Origin of the sequence: Lactobacillus sp. UMNPBX15 (genome assembly GCF_002553785.1) — a bacterium.
Lineage (GTDB): Bacteria > Bacillota > Bacilli > Lactobacillales > Lactobacillaceae > Lactobacillus > Lactobacillus crispatus.
The window spans coordinates 66,684-88,743 of sequence record NZ_PCYV01000004.1; the positions used below are offsets into that span (position 1 = coordinate 66,684).

Genomic DNA, 22,060 nt, shown 5'->3' on the forward strand with positions numbered 1-22,060 from the left:
GGAATAAAAATGAAAGCATCAAAAAAATTAATTTTAGTATCGGCAGCTACGATAATGTTGACTGTACCTGTTTTAGCAAATAATCATTTGTCTAATCCAGTTGCTGCCGCAAGTCAAGATAATACACAAACTACTAAATTAACGTTCTATATTAACCACAATGCCTATGTTTACAATCATCAAGGTAAGCGTACCAAGAGCAAGATTAAGAAGGGAAAGTTACTAAAGGTGACTATATTGAAGCCTAAGGCAATTACTAACCCAAATCAAAGCAGGTATTTCTTCAATAATGTATTAGCTGGCAAGTATTTTTCGTTACCGACAGTAAGCATCAAGAAGACAGACTTTGTTAATATTGGCAAAAATAAATATATTAAGCCAGGCAACATTGGTAGAATCTCGCCAGGAAAATATCAATATGCGGATCTGTCAACTAAGGAAATTAAGGTAATTACCAAAAAGACTGCTCCAGTAACTAATCAAATAGGGATGCCAATTGCTGCTCCAATTAAGAAGGGAACTAAGCTTACAGTTGATCAGAACTATTATCATAATGTTGATGGCGCTGATGATTATTTGAGTAGTCTGGAATATTATCGGATTAAAGGTACTGATAAGTGGGTCAACCTACCTGATATCAAAAAGTCAACTCGGATTATGCCAAATAATTTTGCATTAGCTGCATCTACTGAAGATAATTATGTCATTGCCGGTAACTCAACGTATCTCTATAATATTGACGGTGAAATCGTTGATAAGAGTTATTTATTGATTCCAGATGTTAATGTTGGCGTTGATCGAGCTCTTTATATTTGGAACAAGCAAACTAAACAAGCTGATCTATATTATCATCTTACGGCTAACAAAAAATTGGTCTGGGTTCCAGCTCTTGATGGAACAGGCAAGACTGGTACTACGATTACCAGCAACGGCTCATATGCTCACCAAACTAAAGATACAGCAAATACTTTTGTTAAAGCTAGTGATGTGACAAGTCAAAATCCAGTTGCATTAAAAGTTGATAATACACCAAGCGAAGCACAAGCAGATGCAAGTCAGGCCACTTCTAGTGACTATGGTGAGTTGCAAGCCTTAGTTGATCGAGCAGGTCAAATTAAAAAATCGACTTTATATCGTTTGACTGAAAAAGCACAGCAAGAAAGATATGATTTGGCCGTTGATAACGCACAAAAGTTATTGACTAACAAGAATACTTCTATTGCGGCAGTTAAGCAGGCTAGTTGGCAAATTAAATACGATCAAAGTAAATTAGACGGACAAAAAGTTTGGGTTAAAAACATGAATAAACTAACTAAGGCAGAAAAGTCTTGGGTAGTTTCATTGGCTAATTGTGATATCCATGGTGATTTACAAAAAGAATATGCTGGCTTTTATAAAGGTAAAATTGCGGTAGTGACTTATAATAAAAAGACTTTCAAGAGTGAACTTGTACGCTACTTGAAGTTGTCTGATTATGCTACTGATAAATAAAATTAAAGAGCTCAAGAATGCTTTAATGATGAAGCATCTTGAGCCTTTTGATTTTTAGTAAAAAAATATCCAAGACCGAAATCTTGGATACTCATTGGAGCTGGAACTGTGCTTGATGAGGCAACTGCTAGAATGGCGATTGTTTCAGGAGCTAGATTCGTTGTTAGCCCATCTTTTAACGAAAATACTGCTAAGGAATGCAATCTGTATGCGATTCCTTACATGCCCGGTTGCTTTAGTCCAACGGAAATTCAATCTGCTTTAACTTATGGTGCTGACGTAGTCAAAATCTTCCCAGGTTCAATTGCTGGTAAAGGCATTATTTCTGAAATTCATGGACCTTTCCCATATGTTAATGTAATGCCAAGTGGTGGTGTATCATTAGGAAATATGCATGAATGGTTTGCTAGTGGTGCCTATGTTGTTGGCGTAGGTGGCGGATTAGTTGGACCTGCTAAAAATGATGATTATAAAGCTGTATTGCATAATGCTCAAGCTTTTCATAATGAATTTCAAAGTATTATTTATGCCAACTCAGCTGTTACTAGGAAGGTGCCAGTGAAGGCATAGTTTTTTTGGGGGGGAATATGACACCCCTATTTAAAAAATAAATTAATGAAATAAAAAAACGTCGAATCCATTCAGATTCGGCGTTTTTGATTAACTAAATATATTTGTTACTTAGTAGTTGAAACGTATGATGATAATACATCCTTCAAGTCGCTATCCTTGATTGAAACGTCAGCCTTCTTCAAAACAGTAGCAATAACGTCTTTCATAGTAGCTTGGTCTTGAGCCATTGATGCGTAAATTTGATCATCAATAGCCTTCTTGTGGTCAGCAAACTTACCCTTAGCTGGGTGGCTGATCATCTTGATTACGTGGTAACCAGATTGTGACTTAACTGGAGTTGAAGTAACTTCACCAGTCTTAAGCTTGAAGGCAGCGGTCTTGAATGAGCTGTCTAAAGTGGTGTCGGTTGAGTCAAATGATGGCAATTTACCAGCCTTGTTCTTAGTAGCAGTATCAAGTGAGTACTTCTTAGCTAAAACCTTGAAGCTCTTGCCATCTTTCAATTGCTTGATGATGCTTTGAGCAGTTGACTTCTTAGCAACCAAGATGTGTTGAACAGTTACCTTAGGTTGGTAGCTCTTCCAAGCTTGTTGTTCTTGCTTCTTAGTAACTTTCTTAATGTGCTTCAATGCTTGTTCAGAAAGAAGGTTAGTCTTAATGTTTTGCTTGAAGCTTGAAGCGGTCATACCATTTTGTTGTAAAACAGCACTAAATTGTGAACCGTATTGCTTCTTGTAGTTGTTGTATTGCTTGTCAACCTTCTTTGATGAAACGTATTTGCCGTATTGTTGTTCCAAAGCACGGTTAATAATCATGTTAGCCAAAGCTGACTTACCAGCTTGAGACTTCTTCATTTCATCGTAGTATTGTTGTTGAGTGATCTTACCACCCTTGTATGAAGCAACAGTAGCATTGTTGCCGCTATTTGAGCAGGCAGCAGTAGATAAAGCAACACCAGCTACAGCAACAACTGCAGCAACTTTTTTCATATAACTCTTCATATAAATAAATCTCCACATCCTTAATTAAGTAACTGTTCATTAATATACCATAAAAAAGGGCGTTTCGTTTTCAAATTACGAATTTTCACAGAAAAATCAAATTTTCTTTATTTTTTCTTAGTTCTTTGTGTCTTGTGAGTTAGTATCTGGCACGATGTTTTCCAAATCTTGGTTCAATTTATCGCTCTTTTTTTCTAGGCGGTTAACGATAGGTTGAATATGGTCGGAATAATGTTCAACACTATCATTAATATCACTAATTGTACGTTCAGCTGTTGGCATTTGTTCATTTAATTCTTGACTAGCCTTTTTAGCTTTTTGCAAGGCAGAATTAAAGCGTTGGCTTTCATGTTTAATTGCTTCGAACTCATCTTTTAATGGCTTGCCGGGGCGATTACCATTGCTATCTTTCATACAGGAAAAAACTAGCCCAGCTGTTGCACCAAAAACTGTGCCTAATAAGAAATGTTTCATTTTTAACCTCTAAAATTGTGCCTTAATTTTGTTAGCAACTTCGTTGTATTTAGCTTCATCGTATTTGTCAGCGTTGTTGCGGGTCATCAGCTTCAAGCCGTCGCCTTCAAAACGAGGAATGAAGTGAATGTGTGAGTGCATAACTACTTGATTTGCGGCCTTACCATTATTAGTAGTAATGTTCATTGCAGTAACATTAGGGAAGGCTGCCTTAATTGCATTAGCAATTTCAGGAATATATTGTAAATAGCGTTGTGCGTCTTCCTTGGTGTAGTCAAACAAGTTAACGATGTGCTTTTTTGGCACCATTAAGGTGTGGCCTGGGTTAACTTGAGAAATATCTAAGAAGGCCTTAACATCGTCATTTTCAAAAACGGTATAGCTAGGAATTTCACCGCGGATAATTTTGCAGAATAAACAATCTTTGTCTAAATTTTCCATAATAAAACCTCATATCCTTGTACTTTAGTTTACTATTAAATCCATGCTATCATAATAAAGGTATAAATTCAGTAAAGAAAGATAGGAAAAATGACATTAAAAATTGAACATTTAACGGGAGGCTACACGGGTGTCCCGGTTATTAAAGATATTAATTTGGAAATTAAGCCGGGTGAGGCACTAGGCTTGATTGGGCTAAACGGCGCGGGGAAGTCAACTACGATTAAACATATTTTGGGTTTACTTCGCCCGCAAAAGGGTAAGATCAGCTTGAACGATGTTGTATTGACGCAGCAACCAACTAAGTTTAAGCGTGAAGTAGCTTATATTCCAGAAACACCGATTTTGTATCCGGAATTGACTTTAAAGGAACATTTGGAGCTAACCATGTTGAGTTACCACTTGGATGAAAATAAAGCATGGAAACGCGCACATGAGCTGCTTAAGATGTTCAGACTTGATGACAAGCTAGAATGGCTGCCGATTCACTTCTCCAAGGGGATGCGGCAAAAAGTAATGATCGTTTCTGCCTTTTTAGCAGATACTAGTTTGCTTGTAATTGATGAACCATTTACTGGCCTTGATCCTTTGGCAGTTGCTAACTTAATCGATTTAATAAAAAAAGCAATTGCTGACAAAAAGATGGTCTTAATGACTACTCACGTTTTAGCTGATGCACAGCAAGCGATTTCGAATTATGCTGTGTTAAACCGCGGCACGATCGAAGTTGTGGGGAGTTTGCAAGAAATTCGTCAGCACTATGGCCTTAAGCCAGATGATCCTTTTGACAAGTTATACCTTGCTTTGAATAGAGAGGATAATGGCAATGCGTGAGTTAGCGAATAGAAGGTTGAGCGAGAATCTTAAACAATCAGTAAAATATTTGACGCTGGTGTTTAATGACTTCTTTATTTTAGCGTTGATCTTTTTGTTTGGGGCGCTGATGTTCTGGTATGCCCAAGCTATGCGCGTAATTCCCAATAATCTGTGGTTCTATAAGCCACTTGTCGGCTTTATCATGTGGTTGCCATTATTAGCTGGTCGATTAGTTACCTTATTAAAAGAGGCCGACATGCAATTTCTGTTTACGCAAGATGAACAAATGGGTGAATATCTGAAGCCGATGATTCGTTACAGTATGGTGCTGCCAACAATTCTGATTGTTTTGCTTGGCGGAATTCTGTTTCCGTTTGCGACGGTAAAAGCTGGAATCCCAGTTTGGTCATATGTAATCCTGATTATCAGCACTGTTTTATTAAAATTGTGTATGTTGCTGATTGAAAAAGAGAGTTTGTACTTCTACTACAATTATCCGCAATGGATATTATTAGTGGTAACTCTGGCAGCTTTGTTGATTGGCTCACTAGGATCATTTATTTATCCAATTGAAGTTGTAGTATTAATGGTAATTACACATTTTGGTACTAAAAAAGAAAAGAGCGTCTTTAACTGGCGCTATGCGATTAAAACTGAACAAGCTAGAAAAGATCGCGTTTATTCAATCTTCAGTATGTTTACCGATGTGGCAGAAAAGCAAGTTACAATCAAACGCAGAAGATACCTCGACTTTCTTTTACCAAAATCATTGGCTAAGGAAAATCCTAATTTGTTCTTGTATCGGAGATCACTTTTGCGTAATCCAGAATACTTGAATTTATTAGTCAGAATGACTGTCTTTGCAATCTTGGTATCGTGGTTAGTGCAAGATTGGCGTTGGGCACTAGGCCTTTCATGCTTGGTAATCTTTTTAACGGTCTATCAATTATTGCCAATGGCAACAGAGTTTGACCGCAACTTCATGTACCGCGTTTACCCAATTGAACGGCAAAATCGTGGCAGGGACTTGGTAAAGGTGTTGACAATGGGCTTGTTTATTCAATGGCTCTTGATTAGTGTCTGCTGGTTAATTGTGCTACCAATTAATGTTAACTTGTTTGAAGCGATGGCAATTTTACTTGGTTTCACTATGATTGTAACTGCCACTTACTTGCCAGGCAGAGTTAAAAAAATGAATCAAAAAAATTTTGGAATTAGATAGGAATAGAGAATGAGATTAAGAAATAAACCTTGGGCTGTTAAGCTTGTAAACGACCATCCAGAAAGTGTTTTGCAAAATCCTGATCCTGAAAAAAAGATCGACTGGACTGAACGATTTGGTAATGATCATCCCATCGAAATTGAAGTAGGTTCTGGTAAGGGGCATTTCATTACTACGTTAGCTGAACAAAATCCTGATAAAAATTATGTCGCATTAGAATTGCAAACTACGGCTGCGGGGATTATCTTGCGAACAAAGTTGGAAAAGGGCTTGGATAATTTACAAATCTTACGCGGGGATGCGGCTGACATCAACTGCTTCTTTCCAGCAAATAGCACCAATGTTATCTACTTGAATTTTAGCGATCCATGGCCAAAGACTCGTCATGAAAAGCGTCGTTTGACTTACAAGAGTTTTTTGAGCAAGTATGAACAAGTTCTGAAGCCAGAAGGACATATTGAATTTAAAACCGACAATGCGGGCTTGTATGCTTACTCTGTTCAGAGCTTGAATAATTATGGAATGAAGTTTGATTTTGTTTCAGTTGATCTTCATCATGAAAAGCCAGAGATTGTGGAAAAGAATATTGAAACAGAATACGAGCATAAATTTGCAGCTAAGGGTAATCCAATTTATGCTTTGCACGCTCATTTTGAGGATGAATAGTTTGAAGCGTCTAGAGTTACAGCAGATAAACTCTAGGCGTTTTTTAATGCTTTATTGGATAAAATCTTGCTACTAGCTCATCGCTTTAGTTATTTTGTTTTAGAATAGAACTGTAAGATTTCAGATTATTGGAGCGAAAATTATGGAAGATAAACCTTATTATAAACAAGAATATCACGAACCTAAAACTGATATTCCTAGACCAACTTTTGGACAAGCATTCAAACTTTTGTTTACTGCACCATTTAAGTGGAATGCACGTAGTACTCGTCGTGGATTTTGGTATGCCTATGTTTGGGCAATTATTTTGCTAGTCATTTTAGCAGCATGTTCAGCTACGGCATATTCAATTGATGGCATTGCTTATTAAAGTAATGAATTCTTCTTATTAACGCACGTTTCAACTGGTACACTTATTATTCAAATAATTATCTATCTACTGATTATTTGGATCTTATTAGGCTTACTTGGCTTTACCATAAGAAGATTGCATGATACTGACCACACCGGTTGGTGGTACTGGATCTCGGTTATTCCATTTGGGTATTTGTTTTTACTTTACTTCATGGTTTTGCCAACTGTTGAAAAACCAGTTCGTTGGGGCAGTTATCTATTTAAAGAAAAGAAATAATTGTAAGATTCAATTTCTAGCTTTTTAGTTAAAGAATGGTTATAATAATATCGACTTATAAAAAGTAAGAAATACATGAGGTATGAAAAATGGAAAAGATTAAAGAATTAACTGAAGATCAATTAAAGGAAATTACTAAAGAAGGACGTACTGTGCTTGAATTCTCAGCTGATTGGTGCCCAGACTGCAAGTTTCTTGCTCCATTTATGCCTGAAATTGAAAAAGATTTTTCTGATGCAAAATTCTACGAAATTGACCGCGACGGTTCAATTGACATAGCAAAAAAATTAATGATTATGGGAATTCCTTCATTTGTTGTCTACCAAGATGGCAAAGAAATTGGTAGACTAGTAAATAAGGACCGTAAAACTAAAGATGAAGTGGAAAACTTTTTACGATCACTTGACTAATAGAGGAGAATAAAAAAGCATGATTACTAGTACTAATAAAGAAGCTTATCCTAACACTTTGATCGTTATCTTAGGTCACGATGAAGGCCGTAGCTCATTTGAGGAAAAAGAAGACGTTACTCGCGTAACTAACGATGAAGGCAAGACCATTGGTTACAACTTCTTCAACGTTGATAAGTTAGTTGACTTTGATAAGTTACCAAATGGTCCAGTTAAGTTGTCAGACGATGAGCTTGTTGCACTGAACAAGAAGCTTGATGAAGTTGGTTTTACTGACAAGTTAGCATATGGCAAGCCAACTTTAGTTTATGGCTACGTTAAGACTTGTGAACCACACCCTGATTCAGATCACTTACACGTAACTACTGTTGAAGTAGCTGACGGTGAAGAACACCAAATCGTTTGTGGTGCACCAAATATCGCTCAAGGTCAAAAAGTAGTTGTTGCACTTCCAGGTACTTTAATGCCAAATGGTGCACAAATTTGGCCAGGTGAATTGCGCGGTGTTGATTCATACGGCATGATTTGTTCAGCTCGTGAATTAGGTTTGCCACACGCACCACAAAAGCGCGGGATCATGGTTGTTCCTGATAGCTTTGAAGTAGGTGCAGAATTTGAACCAACTAAGTGTGATGAACTGATCGCTAGTGGTGAAATTACTTTATAATTTGAATAAAGCAAAAATAAAAAGTTGACCAGTTGGTGCAAAAAAGCTAATTGATCAACTTTTTTATTTTGTCTAAGAAAAGCCACCAGTTTCACCTTTTAAGGAGCTAGTGAACCAATTTTGTGGGAAATAGTTTTACCCGTAAGGTCTTTAATGATCAAATGATCGACAGTATTAACATAATTGTCGTTTTCATCATAGATTTCTTTTGATTTTAAAAATTTTAGCATAAGAAAAATGGTAAAATAATTAACGAATAAAAACGTTGAAATTTCGAGGGTAAATAAATGTTAGACAAGAATAAGCAAATTTGGTTCATTGGTATTAAGGGTACAGGTATGGCATCCCTTGCCTTGCTTTTACATGACTTAGGCTATGATGTAGCAGGTAGTGACATTGAAAAATATACCTTTACGCAAGTGCCACTTGAAAATGTGGGCATTGATGTTAAAAACTTTAACCCGGATAACATCAAGAGCAATGATGAACAAGTAATTGTTAAAGGGAATGCTTTTAAAGAAGACAATCCAGAAGTTAAAGCTTGCCTTGAAAAGGGTGTTAAGTGGCAATCATATCCAGATACTGTTGAAGAAATTGTGCAAATGCATACTTCAATTGGTATTTCAGGCACTCACGGCAAGACTTCAACTACCAGTCTTTTATCACACGTCTTAGGTGAAGTTGCCCCAACTTCATACTTAATCGGTGATGGTCGTGGTAAAGGCGTTGCTGGTTCACGTTTCTTTGTATATGAAGCAGATGAATATCGTCGTCACTTCTTGGCATATCACCCAGATTACCAAATTATGACTAACATCGACTTTGACCACCCAGACTACTTCAAGGATCAAGACGATTACACCAGCGCATTCCAATCAGCAGCTGATCAAACTAAGAAGGCGCTCTTTGTTTGGGGTGACGACAAACGTTTGCAAAGTTTGAAGACTGACATTCCTAAGTACACTTATGGCTTCAAGGATACCGATGACTTCCAAGCAGTTGACATTAAGAAGTCCACTACTGGTTCTAAGTTCCATGTTTTAGCACATGGTAAAGATTTAGGTGAATTTGAAATTCACTTGTTTGGTGACCACAGCATTTTGAACTCAACTGCTGTTATTGCGGTTGCCTATACTGAAAAGGTACCAATGGAAGACATTAAAAAAGGCTTGCCGTCATTCAAGGGTGCTAAGCGGAGATTCAGTGAAAAAGATTTCGGTAATATCGCGGTAATTGATGACTATGCACACCACCCAACAGAAATGCGTGCAACTATTCAAGCTGCACGGCAAAAGTTCCCAGATAAAAAGTTAGTCGTAGTCTTCCAACCACATACTTTCTCAAGAACCAAGAAGTATCAAAAAGACTTCGAAGAAATTTTGCGCGATGTAGATAAAGCATACGTAACTCCAATCTATGCTTCAGCTCGTGAAGCTAACGGTGATATTTCAAGTGAAGACTTGGTTAAGAATATTCCAGGTTCTGAAGTAATTGATTTGGATAATATTGCTGATTTGACCAAGAATAAGAATTCAGTCATTGTCTTTATGGGTGCAGGTGATATTCCTAAGTATGAAGATGCTTTTGAAAAGTTGCTTTAATTGAAAGATAAGCATGAAAAAAACTGTTCTCAATAAGAGAGCAGTTTTTATTTTGGCTAATCTTTGATTTTATCCTTGAGATCCAGGCTCTTTTCATAAATAAAGTAACCGATGATGCAGGTGATGATATCACTGGCTGCTTGAGCCCAAACGATACCGTGGTAGCCAAATGTGACTTTTAGAATTTCTAATGCGATAAAGTAGACAACGCCTTGACGAGTAATTGCCATGATGAAGGCAGCCCAAGCATTACCAACTGATTGGAAGACGGTAGTGTAAACTAAAATGATACCAACGATTGGTGTGGTAATAATAGTGGCAATTAACATATAACTACCAGCGTTGACGATATCTGGTTGATTCATAAATAGAGCGGTGACTGGACGAGCAAATAAAATTAATAATCCGCCTGAAATTACAGCATAAACAACTTGCACAAGAATATCGAAGTTTAGAATTTTCTTTAATCGTTTCCAGTTTTTAGCACCATAGTTGTAACCAATTAAAGGTTGTGAACCAAAGGCAAAACCAACGATTACCAAGATAACGATACTGTAAATCTTTTGGGTGATTCCCATTGCGGCAACTTTGTTTGCACCGTATAGAGCTAAAGATGAGTTAAGAAGTGCCATGCCAAAGCTTTGAGCGAAGTTGGTGATTGAACCGGGGATGCCGATTGCTACGATATCTTTGATTGTTTTGCCGCTAATTTTGCTATATTTTAGCTTTAATTTGATGTAGTCAGTTTTGTATAAAACGTAGTAAATGAGAATAGCATCAGTGACTAGATAACCTGTAACGTTGGCAATCCCAACACCGATTGCACCCATTTTGAAAACAAACAAGAAAATAGGATCAAGGATGATAGCTAAAATGGTTCCCGTCATTGTAGCAACCATTGCTTGGGTAGCTAAACCTTCTGTTCTGATTAAGTTCTGCGGAATGATTGAGAAGATAATTGACGCAGCGCCAATTGATATTACACGATAAAAATCGGCAGCATCTTGATAGGTGGCAGCTTTTGCTCCTAAAAGATGAAGGATCGGATTTTCCAAAATTAGTAAAATGGCTGTTAGTATTAAACCAGTAACAAATCCACCGATCATACAAAAACTGCTTACACGTTTACTTAATTGATAATTTCTTTCACCGAATAGCCGTGAAATTAGTGAAGATCCACCGAGCCCAAAAATGTCAGAAACAGCGATTAAAAAAGTAAAAAGTGGAGCACCAATCGTAATTCCTGCTACTAGATTTGTATCACCCGTTTTGGCAACAAACATCGTGTCTGCCAAGTTGTAGATCATGGTAGTCATCATCCCTAAGACGACCGGTAATGCTAGCTTAAAGTAGACCTTTTTAATCGGCGCTTTAGCAAATAATTCATCCATAAATTTTCTCCCACATTTAAAAAAGCGACCTAGAAAGATACTTTGAGGTAAACCTCACTATTCTAGGTCGCTACGTTATATCATTTATTTAATTTTAGCATATTGTGTTAATTTGCGAGGTGATTATCTAAATTAAAGTTACCTTGAAATTCATCAGTAGTGCTTTCTTGATCCATACCATATTCGGCATCGTCGCCCCAGTAAATGTATTGTGCGTTTTTACCTTTGGTGCCAGCAATTCTGAAGTAAAGTCCAGCTTCATCACCTTCACCAGTGGTCTTGGTGGCATCTACCTTAACTTTTTGACCAATCTTGAGCAACTTGCTGGTTGACTTAAGCTTATTATTCAAAACATGGATTTTGTTTAAAATAGTGGCGGTAGTAGTACCAGAAGCTTGGTAAAGGGTGTTGCCGTTGACAAATCCAACATTTGAAGCATAGATATAAGCGCCATTACCTAAGGCGTAGAATGGCTTGCCCTTGATAGTGGTTGTGTTCAAACTTCTCTTTTTAGACCCGCTAAGATTTGAGAAGTAGTAAAATACGTCATTCTTAGTTGTGGCGTGGTTTTTAGCTGGTGTTTTAACTAACATATATTTAGGGATGAGTGACAAACCATTGAAAGTAGTGCGGTGACCGTTTTTATCATAAATGCGAGAGTTGGAACTCAAGATTAAAACATTTTGTCCATCCATTGAGCTAACATTCAAAGATTTGATGTAGCATTTTTTACCGATGTTAACGTAAGAAGCGGTAGTGTAGTGGTAGTTCTTAGAAGTTTTTGTATCTACTTTTTTACCTTGGATCAGGATAGGCTTGCCATAATATTTAAAACTTGAGCCTGATTTAATCGTTGAAGCAACAGTCATCTTCTTGCCATTGACTTTTTGGGTAGTGGTAGTGGCATTGCCTTTGCTGTTGAAGACTTGAACTGTGCCGTTAAAGGATTTCTTGAGAGTAACTTTACCTTTTTGTGATTGCGTAGCTGCTTGAACTGTGTGAACAGGTTGATTGATAATAGCAGCTGCTGGTGCAACACTGATTAATAAAGCTGCTGCGATAGTTGCTAATTTTTTAGTAGTCATATTTTGTCTGCTATATAAAACATGGAAATATGTAGAAGAATACGAATTTCCTACATATCAGAAAGATATATTTTTCCTTTCTTTGTTTCATTTACTGTCGTCTTCACTAGTATTCTGATATTCCAAATAGGAGTAATCACATTGACTAGCTCTTACAGCTTAAGGACCTAGCCAGCCCTGTTTATTTTCTTTATTTTGCCAAAGCTAAAAGATTTAAAACTGCATTTTCATCTCGATCATTCTTGTAGCCACACTCATAACAGACATACTCATTATGTTTGGTACCATGCTTTTTATTGCCCTGCAAAGTGATCTTTTCCTCGCCTTTTTTGACATAGCCACACTGAGCGCATCTTTGAGTTGATGGGTATGTTTTATCAGCCAAGATTAATTCTTTGCCATACCAATCACACTTATAAGTTAGTATTCGTCTAAACTTGCTAAAAAGTGATCTCTGCATTCCTTTTGAAGCTACATGCGTCATCATCATTTCTTTGACTGCCAAATCTTCAATTACAATTTGATCGTAATTATTAACAAGCTTAGTAGTAAATTTTTGTAATAGATCGTTTTGAATATTAGCTGCTTTGCGATAATCTCTTTGCAGTTTGGTTCTCACTGCAAAGTAATTATTTGATTTTGTAGCTAACTTACCGTTAACTTCTCTTTTACGTGCCAGCATTCTTTGATAATGCTTAATACGCTTATAGAGCTTTTGCAATTTAGCAGGCAGAATATTGATTTGCCCCTCGGTATAGTTAAAGTGGCCAACATTGACATCAACTGCTGTCTTTTGCTGGGTTTTAGCTTTTAGTTTAATTTCTTCTTCATAAGGAAGAGCCGCATAATAATTATCTTTTTCTTTGAAGACACTTACTACTTTGACTTCATCCATCTTTAGAGCTTCATAGCTTTTTAAATCAAACCAAGACTCTTTTGAAATGCTTCTTGGGCGATCAAGGCGAAGCCTGCCATTAACGATCTTAGCTCTATCAGTTTTAAAGCCTTGTCTGGGAGCTTTCTTAGATTTAAAACTAGGTATTCCCCAATCAGGTTGTGACTTATCAAAGAAGTTCTTCCAAGCATTAGCTAAGTCTTTAATCGCTAATTGTAAACATCTGGCAGACAAATCATATTGCCAGTCGGCTTTATTTGCGACTAGTTCATCACGGACTCTGCGTTCGTTAGGACTGGGATTATCTTTTTTGTTTAATGTATGAGCTTCATACATTAATTGCCAAGTTTCTAAGCCTTTATTCCAGCAGTATCGACGATAGTTGCATAGAGCATCAAGATGCTTTTGCATGGTCTTATTAACTTTTAGCTTAACTACTTGTGTCTTGATCGTCATTTAAGTATTCGCCTCTAATCTTTTTCTTGTACTTTCTTAAGCCATATAGTCTGCATGAAAACACATGAATTATACTTATCAGATCATCAACCAGTTCTTTATCAGGACTAGTGTCAATATTATTCAAAACAATTATTTCAGTCCCATGCTTTTTACATAGGTTTTCAAACCAATCATAGCCAAAACGGATAAATCTATCTTTATAAGTAATATAAATTTTATCTATTTTGTTGTTCATTACTTCGTCTAGAAGATTATTCCATTTTTGCCGTTTATAGTTTAAGCCGCTGCCAATATCGCTTATTTCTTCGTCTAATACGATACCTTGTGCGTTAGCGTATTGTCGAATATAGCTTAATTGATCTTTTAAGTCATCTTTTTGACCAGAAGTTGATACTCTGGCATAAGCAACTTGTTTTTTATTTGAGCTTAGACTATTTTTGCTCAAATATTGATTTATTTGATCTTCTGTATAGAATCTGCGATTAGTAGGAGAGCGCTTAGCTTTAAAAATACCCTTTCGATCCCATGTTTGGAGGGTTCTAGTGGTTATTCCTAAACGATCAGCGACATCTTTAGGTTTTAAAATTGTCATAATATTCACTTCCATGTTTAACTTTCTAATGAATATTATGGCAAATATTTCTATAATATTCTACATATTTCCATATTTTTGTTAACAGTTGATCAGCTCCTTTGTAATAATCCATTAAGTTGATTTTAGCACTTATGAGACTATAAAAATAACCTCGAAACTCAAACGTTTTCGGGGTTATTTGATTTTATTCACTTAAGTACTTAGGATCAATAAATTTATTGATCACGTTGTTAACTTTCTTTGAATTATCGTACTTGCGGATAATGTTCAAGAAGTCTTGCGTGGTTGTTTGCTTCAAGTAGTAAGTTTGGTAGTAATCTTGTAAAGCATCAAAAAACTTATTTTTACCCATGGCTACTTTTAAAACAGCAGGGAAATCCATACCAAGTTCGTAAGCCATGTCTTCAGTATCAACGCCCTTTGGTGGATTATTAACAGGGTAGTTGATGTAGTTGGCCTTTTGATTCTTATTAATGAATTGGTTAGCATTTTCTTTTAAGATCTTGTTAGCACGCTTGACGTTCTTACGAGTATAGAACTTGCTGTGCATCAGTTTAGCACAGTAGGCCTTGCTCTTAGTGTAGGTCAAATCGTAAACGCCATTTTCAAGGAGGTTGGTAAGACCTTCGTCAAGCCAAGGTTCCATGTATTCGTCGCTGCCGACAGTGCCGTAGAACCATTGGTGACCAACTTCGTGAGAAACATCTTCAGTTAATTCATTATATCTATCAAGTGGATGCTTCTTTTGTAAAAAGCCACTAGCGTCGATCATGATCAAGCCAGGATATTCCATTCAACCGGTATCTTTATCAAGCAAGCCTTCAGTAATATCGATTTCTTTGTAAGGATATTTGCCGATCTTCTTGGTAAAAATGTGGAAACTGTCTTGAGCAGTCATTAAAGCTAGCTTGTTGTATTGCTTGCTGTTTTTGCTTGCAAGGTAGTAGTCGTTGATTCTTACGCCGTTTGCATAAGCGTGATCAACCTTGAACTTGTTGGAAGCTGTGATGCCGACTTCACGCATGTTGTTGGCAACAATTGTGGTTTTACCATTCTTAGTGGTATTTTGACCAGAAGCTGCAACCTTGTAGCTCTTAGGTGCAAAAAAACTAACGTGGAAGTTGCTTACAGCACTGTTGCGGTTTTCACCAGCATCGTAGTATGGGTGATAATTCCACTTACCGTTGCGATAATCGCTTAAGTATGGGAAACAGAATGACAGGTTATAAACCTTACCGCCGTTGATATTTTGGTAGCCAAAACGATCTTGTCTCTTAGGCACGCCGGTAACTACGTTAACAGTTAAATCAGTAGATTCACCTGTATTTAGACTTTTGTTAACAAATAAATTGCTCTTGTCTTTACCGGTAGTGTAAGAAAGCTTTTGACCATCTGATGAAATGCTTTTAACTGAAGTTGTCGCATTTCTTGTAGCCTCAAAATGCTTGTGGTCGTATTTCAACACGCCGCTAGCAATATTTCTAACCAATAAATTTCTAACAGGTTCATTGCCGTTATTAACAACGTGCATGGTAACTTTTTCTGTTAATTGATTCTTGCGAGTGTCCAACTTCACGATCATGTTGTAATTTGTTGCCTTGATCGTAGGATCAGCCGTAGCTTGAACTTTTGAGTTGAAGCTAAATAATGCCGTAATGGTTACTGCACTCGACAATAAAAGTGTTGTTCTTCTTTTCATAATTTTCCCTCCAAGAAAAATTTACTCTAATTATTGGAAGTTATCGGCATAAAGTCAATCTATTTTTTGATGGTAGGATATAATTTGTGTATAAGTGAAAATGAATAGATATAAAGAAAGAAGATAAATAAGAATGGTTAAAAGTATTACACCTCATTTGGTTTATCGCTTGAATGGGATGCACCATGTTGTAGCGCAAGTTGGTGTAGTAAATGGTGATCATGTTTTTGCCTTGCAACTTCTTCACAGTGCACATGATGTGTTGGTTTATAGAAAACATGAAGGTTTAACCAAGAACATCGATTATACTGATCCACACTTAGTAATGATGGGCTTTGGCCACACGCAAACCTGGGTACCAGCTAATGATAAGGATGAATATTTCGTAGGTGCTAAACCAAATTCAGGCAACTGGACTACTCAAATTGCACGAGTAAAGTACCCAAGACTTTTACCAGAAAGATATACTTCAAATACACAACTTCCACGTTTGTCACACTTGAATCACGTAACCGACGTTCCTTATGATGGTCATGATCACTTGCACAGAGTAGAAGCTTCAGTTTCACCAAATGGCAAGTACTTCATGATTGCTTCAATTTGGGATGATGGTTCAGGTCACTTTGGTTTGTTTGACTTAAATGAAGTAAACCAAAAGTTGAATGAAAATGGCACTAAGAACACGCTAATCACTGATTTACATTGCTTGAGTGCTTTCCACATCGACAACTTCGATAATCCAAGTGTTGCTCCAGATGAAGAAATGCTACAAATGATTGATTCAGTTCAAGGCTATGCTATTGATGATGACAAGAATATCTATATTTCTAACCAATTGTCACCAAAGATTAACCATGAAACTGGTGAAGTAACTACTTGGTCACGTAAGATTGTTAAGTTCCCATGGGGTGAAACAAACAGTGATAACTGGCAAGTAGCAATGATTGATGGTATTGATTTGCCTGATCGTTACAGTGAAATGGAAAGTATCCATGTTAATGCCGCAAATGATATTTACTTAACTGTGGCTTACCACCAAAAGTACATTAAGGGTGGAGAATATAAGTTAAGAACTTTGGAAAACCAAATTTTCCATATTACTGATTTGTAGAATAATAAAAATTTAACCAAGTAAAAAAGTGCTGATGTGTCTTTGCTTATGAAGACTATCAGCACTTTTTATTTCATATTAATCAGTAATTCTTTCTTTACCAACAGCACGTTGTTCGGAAGGATTATAACCTAACTCTTCAATTTCTTGTCTTTTTTCTTAATCTTTGAATTTCTGTTAGTTTTCATTGTTGTTTCCTTCATTTTCACTTTCTATAAATATAAGTATACTCTGAAAACCAAATCTATTTTTAGCTATTAAGATCGATTAATTCAAAATGAAATATTTTACAAAAATATATGCAATTTATATGCAAATAATATATAATAGTATCAAATTCAGAAAGGAGTAAAAATTATGGCAGAAAAAACAACAGGACTTTATGTCAGAATGAATCCAGAAAAGAAGGAAAAGGCAGAAGCTATTCTGAAAAAGCTGGGATTAAATTCAGCTACGGCAATTAACATGTTCTATGATCAGATTATTCTTCATAATGGTATTCCTTTCAGAGTAGAGATTCCAAATGCATGGGATAATTTGGATCAAATGAATAAATATGAATACGCCAAACTGCTTGACGAGCGCCTGAACACATTGACCGGAAGGGAAGATTTGCTTGGAGATGTCGCCAAGAGGCTTGATGCGGAAAAGAATGAAAAGAAAGACAACTAAGTTTTGAGGTAAAAATTATGATGGCAAGAATTATTATTGGCATTATTGTTGTTTTAGTTATTGTGTATGTTTGTTTTGGTTTTAGAATCGTTCCACAAAATAATGAAGGTCTGGTTGAAACCTTGGGTAAGTATTCTAAGACAGTAAAAGCTGGATTTATCTTTGTCTGGCCACTTTTCCAAAGAATTCGCAAAGTTCCATTAGCACTTCAACCACTTGAAATTTCTAAGTACTCAATCATTACCAAAGATAACGCTGAAATTTCTACTAGTTTAACTTTGAACTACTTGGTCACTGATTCATACCGTTACTTCTACAACAACACCGACTCAGTTGAATCAATGGTGCAATTAATCCGTGGTCACTTGCGTGACATTATTGGTCGTATGGATTTGAACGCAGCCCTTGGCTCAACTAAGGAAATTAACGATCAACTTTTCACTGCAACTGGTGACTTGACTGATATCTACGGTATCAAGGTCGTTCGTGTCAACGTTGATGAACTTTTACCAAGTGCTGAAATTCAACGTGCCATGGACAAACAACTTACCGCCGACCGTGAAAAGACTGCCGCAATTGCTAAGGCCGAAGGTGAAGCTCGTACCATTGAAATGACCACTAAGGCTAAGAACGATGCTTTGGTTGCTACTGCTAAGGCCAACGCTGAAGCTGTTAAGACGCAGGCTGATGCCGATGCTTATCGTGTACAAAAGATGCAAGAAGCTTTGTCAAAGGCCGGCGAAGGATACTTCAGAAACCAAAGTTTGGACAGCTTTAACCAATTAGCTCAAGGTCCTAACAACTTAATCGTGGTTGGCAAGGATGAAATGACTGACTTGGGTAAGGTTCCCGCTTTGAAAAAGGTGTGGGATGCAAGCGACGATAAGAAAGATGAATAAAAATTAGCTCAATTCTCAAATGAGGATTGAGCTTTTTTATACGTTTAACGTATACCAGCATCAACATTAAGTAATTTTCACACTCTCTTGCTCGCCTTATACTTGTAGTAACAATTGAGAACAAGAGGGGAAAGAAAATTATGTTTGGTCGTACTTATTCATATTTAGGTTCAGTTGTTGGACAAATTAATGGTGAAGATATTCGCGCAAATCAATTAGAAAGACGTGGCTATGATTGGGAGAATGGTTATGTCACTCCATCCGATGGACAAGATACTAATCGTGATGGTCAACCAGTTAGAAAATTAACTAAAGATGCCAAAAGCATTATTATCTTTTGGTCACGTTCTGGCTCAACTAAGTTGCTCGCAAGTAAAATTGCGCGTGAAACCGGTGCTAATATTTAAGAAATTACTTTAAGAAATCCTTATCCAGCAAATTACCGTAAAACGCTCAATCGCGCTAACTGTGAAAGAATTCAAAATGATTCACCAGAGCTTGAAATGCAGTTACCTGATTTGAGCCAATATGACACAATTTATTTAGGCTATCAGGCCTGGGCAATGACTTTAAGTCAACCAATGAGGGCATTCCTACTTGAATATGGCGGCGAATTTTCTAATAAAAAGATTGCACCATTCCTTTCTGAAGGTGGCTATGGTTCGGGTGATAGTACTGAATTGATCCGTGAGTTTATTGCACGTGATGGTGGTAAAAATAAAAAGGTTGATTGGACATTTGTTGGTCCAGAAAATGTCCTTTGTGCTGGCATTACTGACAAATTTGAAAAGGCAGGACAAAAGATTTTCGGCCCTAACCAAAGAGTGGCACAATTAGAAGGCTCAAAAGATTATGCTTTGCGCTTCATGAGTAAATACAACATCCCAACGGCTCGCTATGAAACTTATGCCAGTGCTGAAACTTGTATTGCAGGTTTGAAGAACTTCGATTATCCAGTGGTGATCAAAGAAGATGGTTTAGCTGGTGGTAAAGGTGTAACCATTGCTCAGAACCAAGACGTCGCTGAAGAAACGATCAGAGAAATGTTTGCTGGTGGTCAAACTGCTGTCGTCCTTGAGGAATGCTTAGTTGGTCCTGAATACTCAATGTTCGTGGTTGTTTCAGAGGACCAATTCACCATTTTGCCAATGGCGCAAGACCATAAGCGAGTTGGCGATGGCGACAAGGGTCCAAACACTGGTGGCATGGGATCATATTCTCCTTTGCCACAGCTGAAAAAAGAAGATTGGCAAAGAATGATCGACGAGATCGTGAAGCCAACGATGAATGGATTGGTTCAAGGAAACTACCATTATTGCGGTATTTTGTACATCGGTTTAATGATGACGGAGAATGGTCCAAAGGTCATTGAATATAATGTCCGCTTGGGCGATCCTGAAACTCAAGTTGTTTTGCCTCGAATTAAAAATGATTTTGCCATGGTGATTGACGCAGCGGTAAATCATGAGAAATTGCCTGAGATTGAAGAAAACGATAGCTCTATATTAGGCGTGGTTGTCTGCAGCAAAGGTTACCCAACGCATCCGGCTCCTAACGTGAAGATTGGCAAGTTGCCTGAAGGCACTAATACTTATATCGATTATGCTAATGTGAAAGGCGACTTGGATAATCTAATAGGTGATGGTGGCCGACTGTTCATGGTGATTTCGGAAGCTGACAATTTAGTCCAGGCGCAGGATAATGTATATTCTTATTTGAGTAAGCTTGATCTACCAGCTTGCTTCTACCGCCATGATATTGGCAATCGTGCTTTGAGAGATTAGATGTTTGAAGAAAGTCCCAGTTGGGGCTTTTTTAGTTTGAGTGAAATCTGGTATAATTAATACGAACACTCGGTCGAACCGGACGGATCAATGATATGATTTTTCTCCATATTTGTGGAGGTGATCCTGAAGCGACCTTTAATAGAAGAACGAGTAATTAGTGTTCTCCACGTAAGTGGAGGTTTTGAAGATAATTAAAAAGCTCTTAGTTGTGAAAACTAAGGGCTTTTTTGATAAGTTAATAACATTCTAGGTCATACTAAATTTTCTCTTATATAATAGGCTTGTATTGGGGAGTAAAGGAGAAAAGAATATTATGAAGAAAATAACGATGTTGCTGGCATTGATTTGTTTAACATTTGCTGGTGTAAGTGTTTCAACTGCTCAACCAGTTCAAGCCATAAGCAAGTATTCTGAAAAATGGCATACTGTAAAAACTACTGAGAAGGTTTATAGATATAAGCCATATGTGCCTAGAGGTGCTGCTATGTATCAAATGAAATTTATTCATAAAACACCTATTAGGAAAGGGACATATTTAAGACTGCGCTGTCCAGGTACTCATTATCTATGGCAATTTGTGATTGGTGGACGTTATTGGACCGTTTTAAAAAATGATGCCAGATGGTTTAAGAATGTAAGATAAAATCCATGTGAAGAATTGAAATAATTCTGATAATGAATTTATGATATAATACCTTTGGATAGTGTTTGAAATTAATAAAGCTCTTAGCTCGTGTAGCTAGGAGCTTTTATTTTTTAGGAGGTTCAAATGAGCAATTTGGAATCAAACTTTAATGATCAATTTATTAATAAGCTGCATCAAGCATATCTAAAGAGAGTTGGTATCTATCATGTACCTAACGATGAATTAACTAGGTTTTCATGGACGGAAAATAAAACTGTTACTATTTATGCTATTAAAGTTTTTACTGCAGAGCCGGGCTATAAGTTTTATACAATCTTTTTTGCCACTAAAAATAGCGATGAAAAGAATAAATTAATAATATTAGATCTAACAAATAATACTGAAGATCCTAAATTTTTTAGAATTGACGATGGTTTACCTGTAAAAAAGAAACTGTCAAATCTTTTGTGTAAATAGATCTTTCTCGTAAATTGATTTTTTAATTATTTATTTAATCAAAGTAGGATTCTAAGGTGTCCTGAACCTGACCAAAGCCTTTATGAATTCGATTGAAATAACGGTCATTGTAGCTCATTGCCTGAATACCAATAAAAGCATCAAGCGACTGTTCAGTTGGAAACTCTGCCTTAGGCTTAGCTTTGCGCTTGATCACATTGTTAAATGATTCAATCATGTTAGTCGAATAAATTGAAGCTCTGATCTGCTTGGGATAGTTATAAAAGACCAGCAGATCTGGTTCTATGTCTTTCAAGCTTCTGATAACATGGCTGTAAACCTTGCCCCATTTGGTATAGAAGTCATGCAGGACAGCTGTGGCTTCTTCTTTGT

25 protein-coding genes and 1 pseudogene are annotated in these 22,060 nt (G+C 36.9%); 17 read left to right on the top strand and 9 right to left on the bottom strand.

Annotated features, from left to right (window positions below):
- Window positions 1-9: 9 nt before the first annotated feature.
- Both CP366_RS02260 and CP366_RS02265 read left to right on the top strand, forming a co-directional pair.
- A complete protein-coding gene (locus tag CP366_RS02260) occupies window positions 10-1,491 on the top strand; it encodes an SLAP domain-containing protein (protein WP_089143114.1) in 1,482 nt (493 codons plus the stop codon).
- 108 nt (window positions 1,492-1,599) lie between these two features.
- Window positions 1,600-2,061: an aldolase gene (locus CP366_RS02265; protein ID WP_089147980.1), complete on the top strand. Its 462-nt coding sequence runs from the start codon at window positions 1,600-1,602 to the stop codon at window positions 2,059-2,061.
- A gap of 107 nt (window positions 2,062-2,168) precedes the next feature.
- Here CP366_RS02265 and CP366_RS02270 read toward each other — a convergent pair whose 3' ends face one another.
- From CP366_RS02270 to CP366_RS02280, 3 genes are all read right to left on the bottom strand, one after another.
- On the bottom strand, window positions 2,169-3,065 hold the full coding sequence (locus CP366_RS02270; protein WP_089147979.1) for a peptidylprolyl isomerase PrsA: 897 nt from the start codon (window positions 3,063-3,065) through the stop codon (window positions 2,169-2,171).
- Between the two features lie 117 nt (window positions 3,066-3,182).
- Window positions 3,183-3,539 carry a hypothetical protein gene (locus CP366_RS02275; protein WP_089147978.1) on the bottom strand — a complete coding sequence of 119 codons (357 nt, stop codon included), beginning with the start codon at window positions 3,537-3,539 and terminating at the stop codon, window positions 3,183-3,185.
- A 9-nt stretch (window positions 3,540-3,548) separates the two neighbouring features.
- Window positions 3,549-3,980: an HIT family protein gene (locus tag CP366_RS02280; RefSeq protein ID WP_005718109.1), complete on the bottom strand. Its 432-nt coding sequence runs from the start codon at window positions 3,978-3,980 to the stop codon at window positions 3,549-3,551.
- 90 nt (window positions 3,981-4,070) lie between these two features.
- Between CP366_RS02280 and CP366_RS02285 the strand changes: the two genes are divergently transcribed.
- The 8 genes from CP366_RS02285 to murC all read left to right on the top strand — a co-directional run bounded on the left by CP366_RS02285 (window position 4,071) and on the right by murC (window position 9,993).
- Entirely contained in the window at window positions 4,071-4,814 is a 744-nt protein-coding gene (locus tag CP366_RS02285) for an ABC transporter ATP-binding protein (RefSeq protein ID WP_005723474.1), read from the top strand.
- Window positions 4,807-6,018 carry an ABC transporter permease gene (locus tag CP366_RS02290; protein ID WP_089146889.1) on the top strand — a complete coding sequence of 404 codons (1,212 nt, stop codon included), beginning with the start codon at window positions 4,807-4,809 and terminating at the stop codon, window positions 6,016-6,018. The genes CP366_RS02285 and CP366_RS02290 overlap by 8 nt, the downstream gene beginning before the upstream one ends.
- A 9-nt stretch (window positions 6,019-6,027) precedes the next feature.
- Complete coding sequence (gene trmB / locus CP366_RS02295; RefSeq protein ID WP_005718114.1) at window positions 6,028-6,684, top strand: tRNA (guanosine(46)-N7)-methyltransferase TrmB; 657 nt, start codon at window positions 6,028-6,030, stop codon at window positions 6,682-6,684.
- A 142-nt stretch (window positions 6,685-6,826) separates the two neighbouring features.
- Window positions 6,827-7,054 (top strand): hypothetical protein, encoded by a 228-nt coding sequence (locus CP366_RS10855; protein ID WP_233197958.1) that lies wholly within the window; start codon window positions 6,827-6,829, stop codon window positions 7,052-7,054.
- An 81-nt stretch (window positions 7,055-7,135) separates the two neighbouring features.
- Window positions 7,136-7,315: a DUF805 domain-containing protein gene (locus CP366_RS10860; RefSeq protein ID WP_233186504.1), complete on the top strand. Its 180-nt coding sequence runs from the start codon at window positions 7,136-7,138 to the stop codon at window positions 7,313-7,315.
- Window positions 7,316-7,404: 89 nt separating this feature from the next.
- Entirely contained in the window at window positions 7,405-7,725 is a 321-nt protein-coding gene (locus CP366_RS02305; protein ID WP_005718117.1) for a thioredoxin family protein, read from the top strand.
- Window positions 7,726-7,744: 19 nt separating this feature from the next.
- Window positions 7,745-8,392 carry a YtpR family tRNA-binding protein gene (gene ytpR, locus CP366_RS02310; protein ID WP_005723469.1) on the top strand — a complete coding sequence of 216 codons (648 nt, stop codon included), beginning with the start codon at window positions 7,745-7,747 and terminating at the stop codon, window positions 8,390-8,392.
- A gap of 287 nt (window positions 8,393-8,679) precedes the next feature.
- Window positions 8,680-9,993, top strand: coding sequence for a UDP-N-acetylmuramate--L-alanine ligase (murC, locus tag CP366_RS02315; RefSeq protein WP_089147977.1), 1,314 nt, complete (start codon window positions 8,680-8,682; stop codon window positions 9,991-9,993).
- Window positions 9,994-10,049: 56 nt separating this feature from the next.
- On the opposite strand, the gene CP366_RS02320 is transcribed toward murC, so the two are convergent.
- The 5 genes and pseudogenes from CP366_RS02320 to CP366_RS11115 all read right to left on the bottom strand — a co-directional run bounded on the left by CP366_RS02320 (window position 10,050) and on the right by CP366_RS11115 (window position 16,117).
- A complete protein-coding gene (locus tag CP366_RS02320) occupies window positions 10,050-11,384 on the bottom strand; it encodes an MATE family efflux transporter (RefSeq protein ID WP_089147976.1) in 1,335 nt (444 codons plus the stop codon).
- 107 nt (window positions 11,385-11,491) lie between these two features.
- Window positions 11,492-12,469 carry an SLAP domain-containing protein gene (locus CP366_RS02325; RefSeq protein ID WP_089147975.1) on the bottom strand — a complete coding sequence of 326 codons (978 nt, stop codon included), beginning with the start codon at window positions 12,467-12,469 and terminating at the stop codon, window positions 11,492-11,494.
- A 190-nt stretch (window positions 12,470-12,659) separates the two neighbouring features.
- Window positions 12,660-13,820, bottom strand: a complete 1,161-nt coding sequence (locus CP366_RS02330) for an RNA-guided endonuclease TnpB family protein (protein WP_089147974.1) — start codon at window positions 13,818-13,820, stop codon at window positions 12,660-12,662.
- On the bottom strand, window positions 13,795-14,415 hold the full coding sequence (locus CP366_RS02335; RefSeq protein ID WP_056940766.1) for an IS607 family transposase: 621 nt from the start codon (window positions 14,413-14,415) through the stop codon (window positions 13,795-13,797). Before CP366_RS02335 ends, CP366_RS02330 begins: the two co-directional genes overlap by 26 nt.
- A 187-nt stretch (window positions 14,416-14,602) precedes the next feature.
- Window positions 14,603-16,117: pseudogene (locus CP366_RS11115) on the bottom strand (M1 family metallopeptidase).
- Window positions 16,118-16,250: 133 nt separating this feature from the next.
- On the opposite strand from CP366_RS11115, the gene CP366_RS02345 reads away from it, so the two are divergent.
- The 7 genes from CP366_RS02345 to CP366_RS02375 all read left to right on the top strand — a co-directional run bounded on the left by CP366_RS02345 (window position 16,251) and on the right by CP366_RS02375 (window position 21,688).
- Complete coding sequence (locus tag CP366_RS02345) at window positions 16,251-17,228, top strand: class III bacteriocin (protein WP_089147973.1); 978 nt, start codon at window positions 16,251-16,253, stop codon at window positions 17,226-17,228.
- A gap of 357 nt (window positions 17,229-17,585) precedes the next feature.
- Complete coding sequence (locus CP366_RS02350) at window positions 17,586-17,900, top strand: type II toxin-antitoxin system RelB/DinJ family antitoxin (protein WP_025005298.1); 315 nt, start codon at window positions 17,586-17,588, stop codon at window positions 17,898-17,900.
- Between the two features lie 17 nt (window positions 17,901-17,917).
- On the top strand, window positions 17,918-18,799 hold the full coding sequence (locus tag CP366_RS02355) for an SPFH domain-containing protein (RefSeq protein WP_061204930.1): 882 nt from the start codon (window positions 17,918-17,920) through the stop codon (window positions 18,797-18,799).
- 140 nt (window positions 18,800-18,939) lie between these two features.
- Window positions 18,940-19,206 carry a flavodoxin family protein gene (locus CP366_RS02360; protein WP_089146250.1) on the top strand — a complete coding sequence of 89 codons (267 nt, stop codon included), beginning with the start codon at window positions 18,940-18,942 and terminating at the stop codon, window positions 19,204-19,206.
- 111 nt (window positions 19,207-19,317) lie between these two features.
- Window positions 19,318-20,583 (top strand): phosphoribosylamine--glycine ligase, encoded by a 1,266-nt coding sequence (purD, locus tag CP366_RS02365; protein ID WP_089146254.1) that lies wholly within the window; start codon window positions 19,318-19,320, stop codon window positions 20,581-20,583.
- 316 nt (window positions 20,584-20,899) lie between these two features.
- Window positions 20,900-21,229: a hypothetical protein gene (locus CP366_RS02370; RefSeq protein WP_089146249.1), complete on the top strand. Its 330-nt coding sequence runs from the start codon at window positions 20,900-20,902 to the stop codon at window positions 21,227-21,229.
- A gap of 126 nt (window positions 21,230-21,355) precedes the next feature.
- A complete protein-coding gene (locus CP366_RS02375) occupies window positions 21,356-21,688 on the top strand; it encodes a hypothetical protein (RefSeq protein ID WP_089147972.1) in 333 nt (110 codons plus the stop codon).
- A gap of 34 nt (window positions 21,689-21,722) precedes the next feature.
- On the opposite strand, the gene CP366_RS02380 is transcribed toward CP366_RS02375, so the two are convergent.
- On the bottom strand, window positions 21,723-22,060 hold a 338-nt coding region (locus tag CP366_RS02380), incomplete at its 5' end, for an IS256 family transposase (protein WP_005729133.1).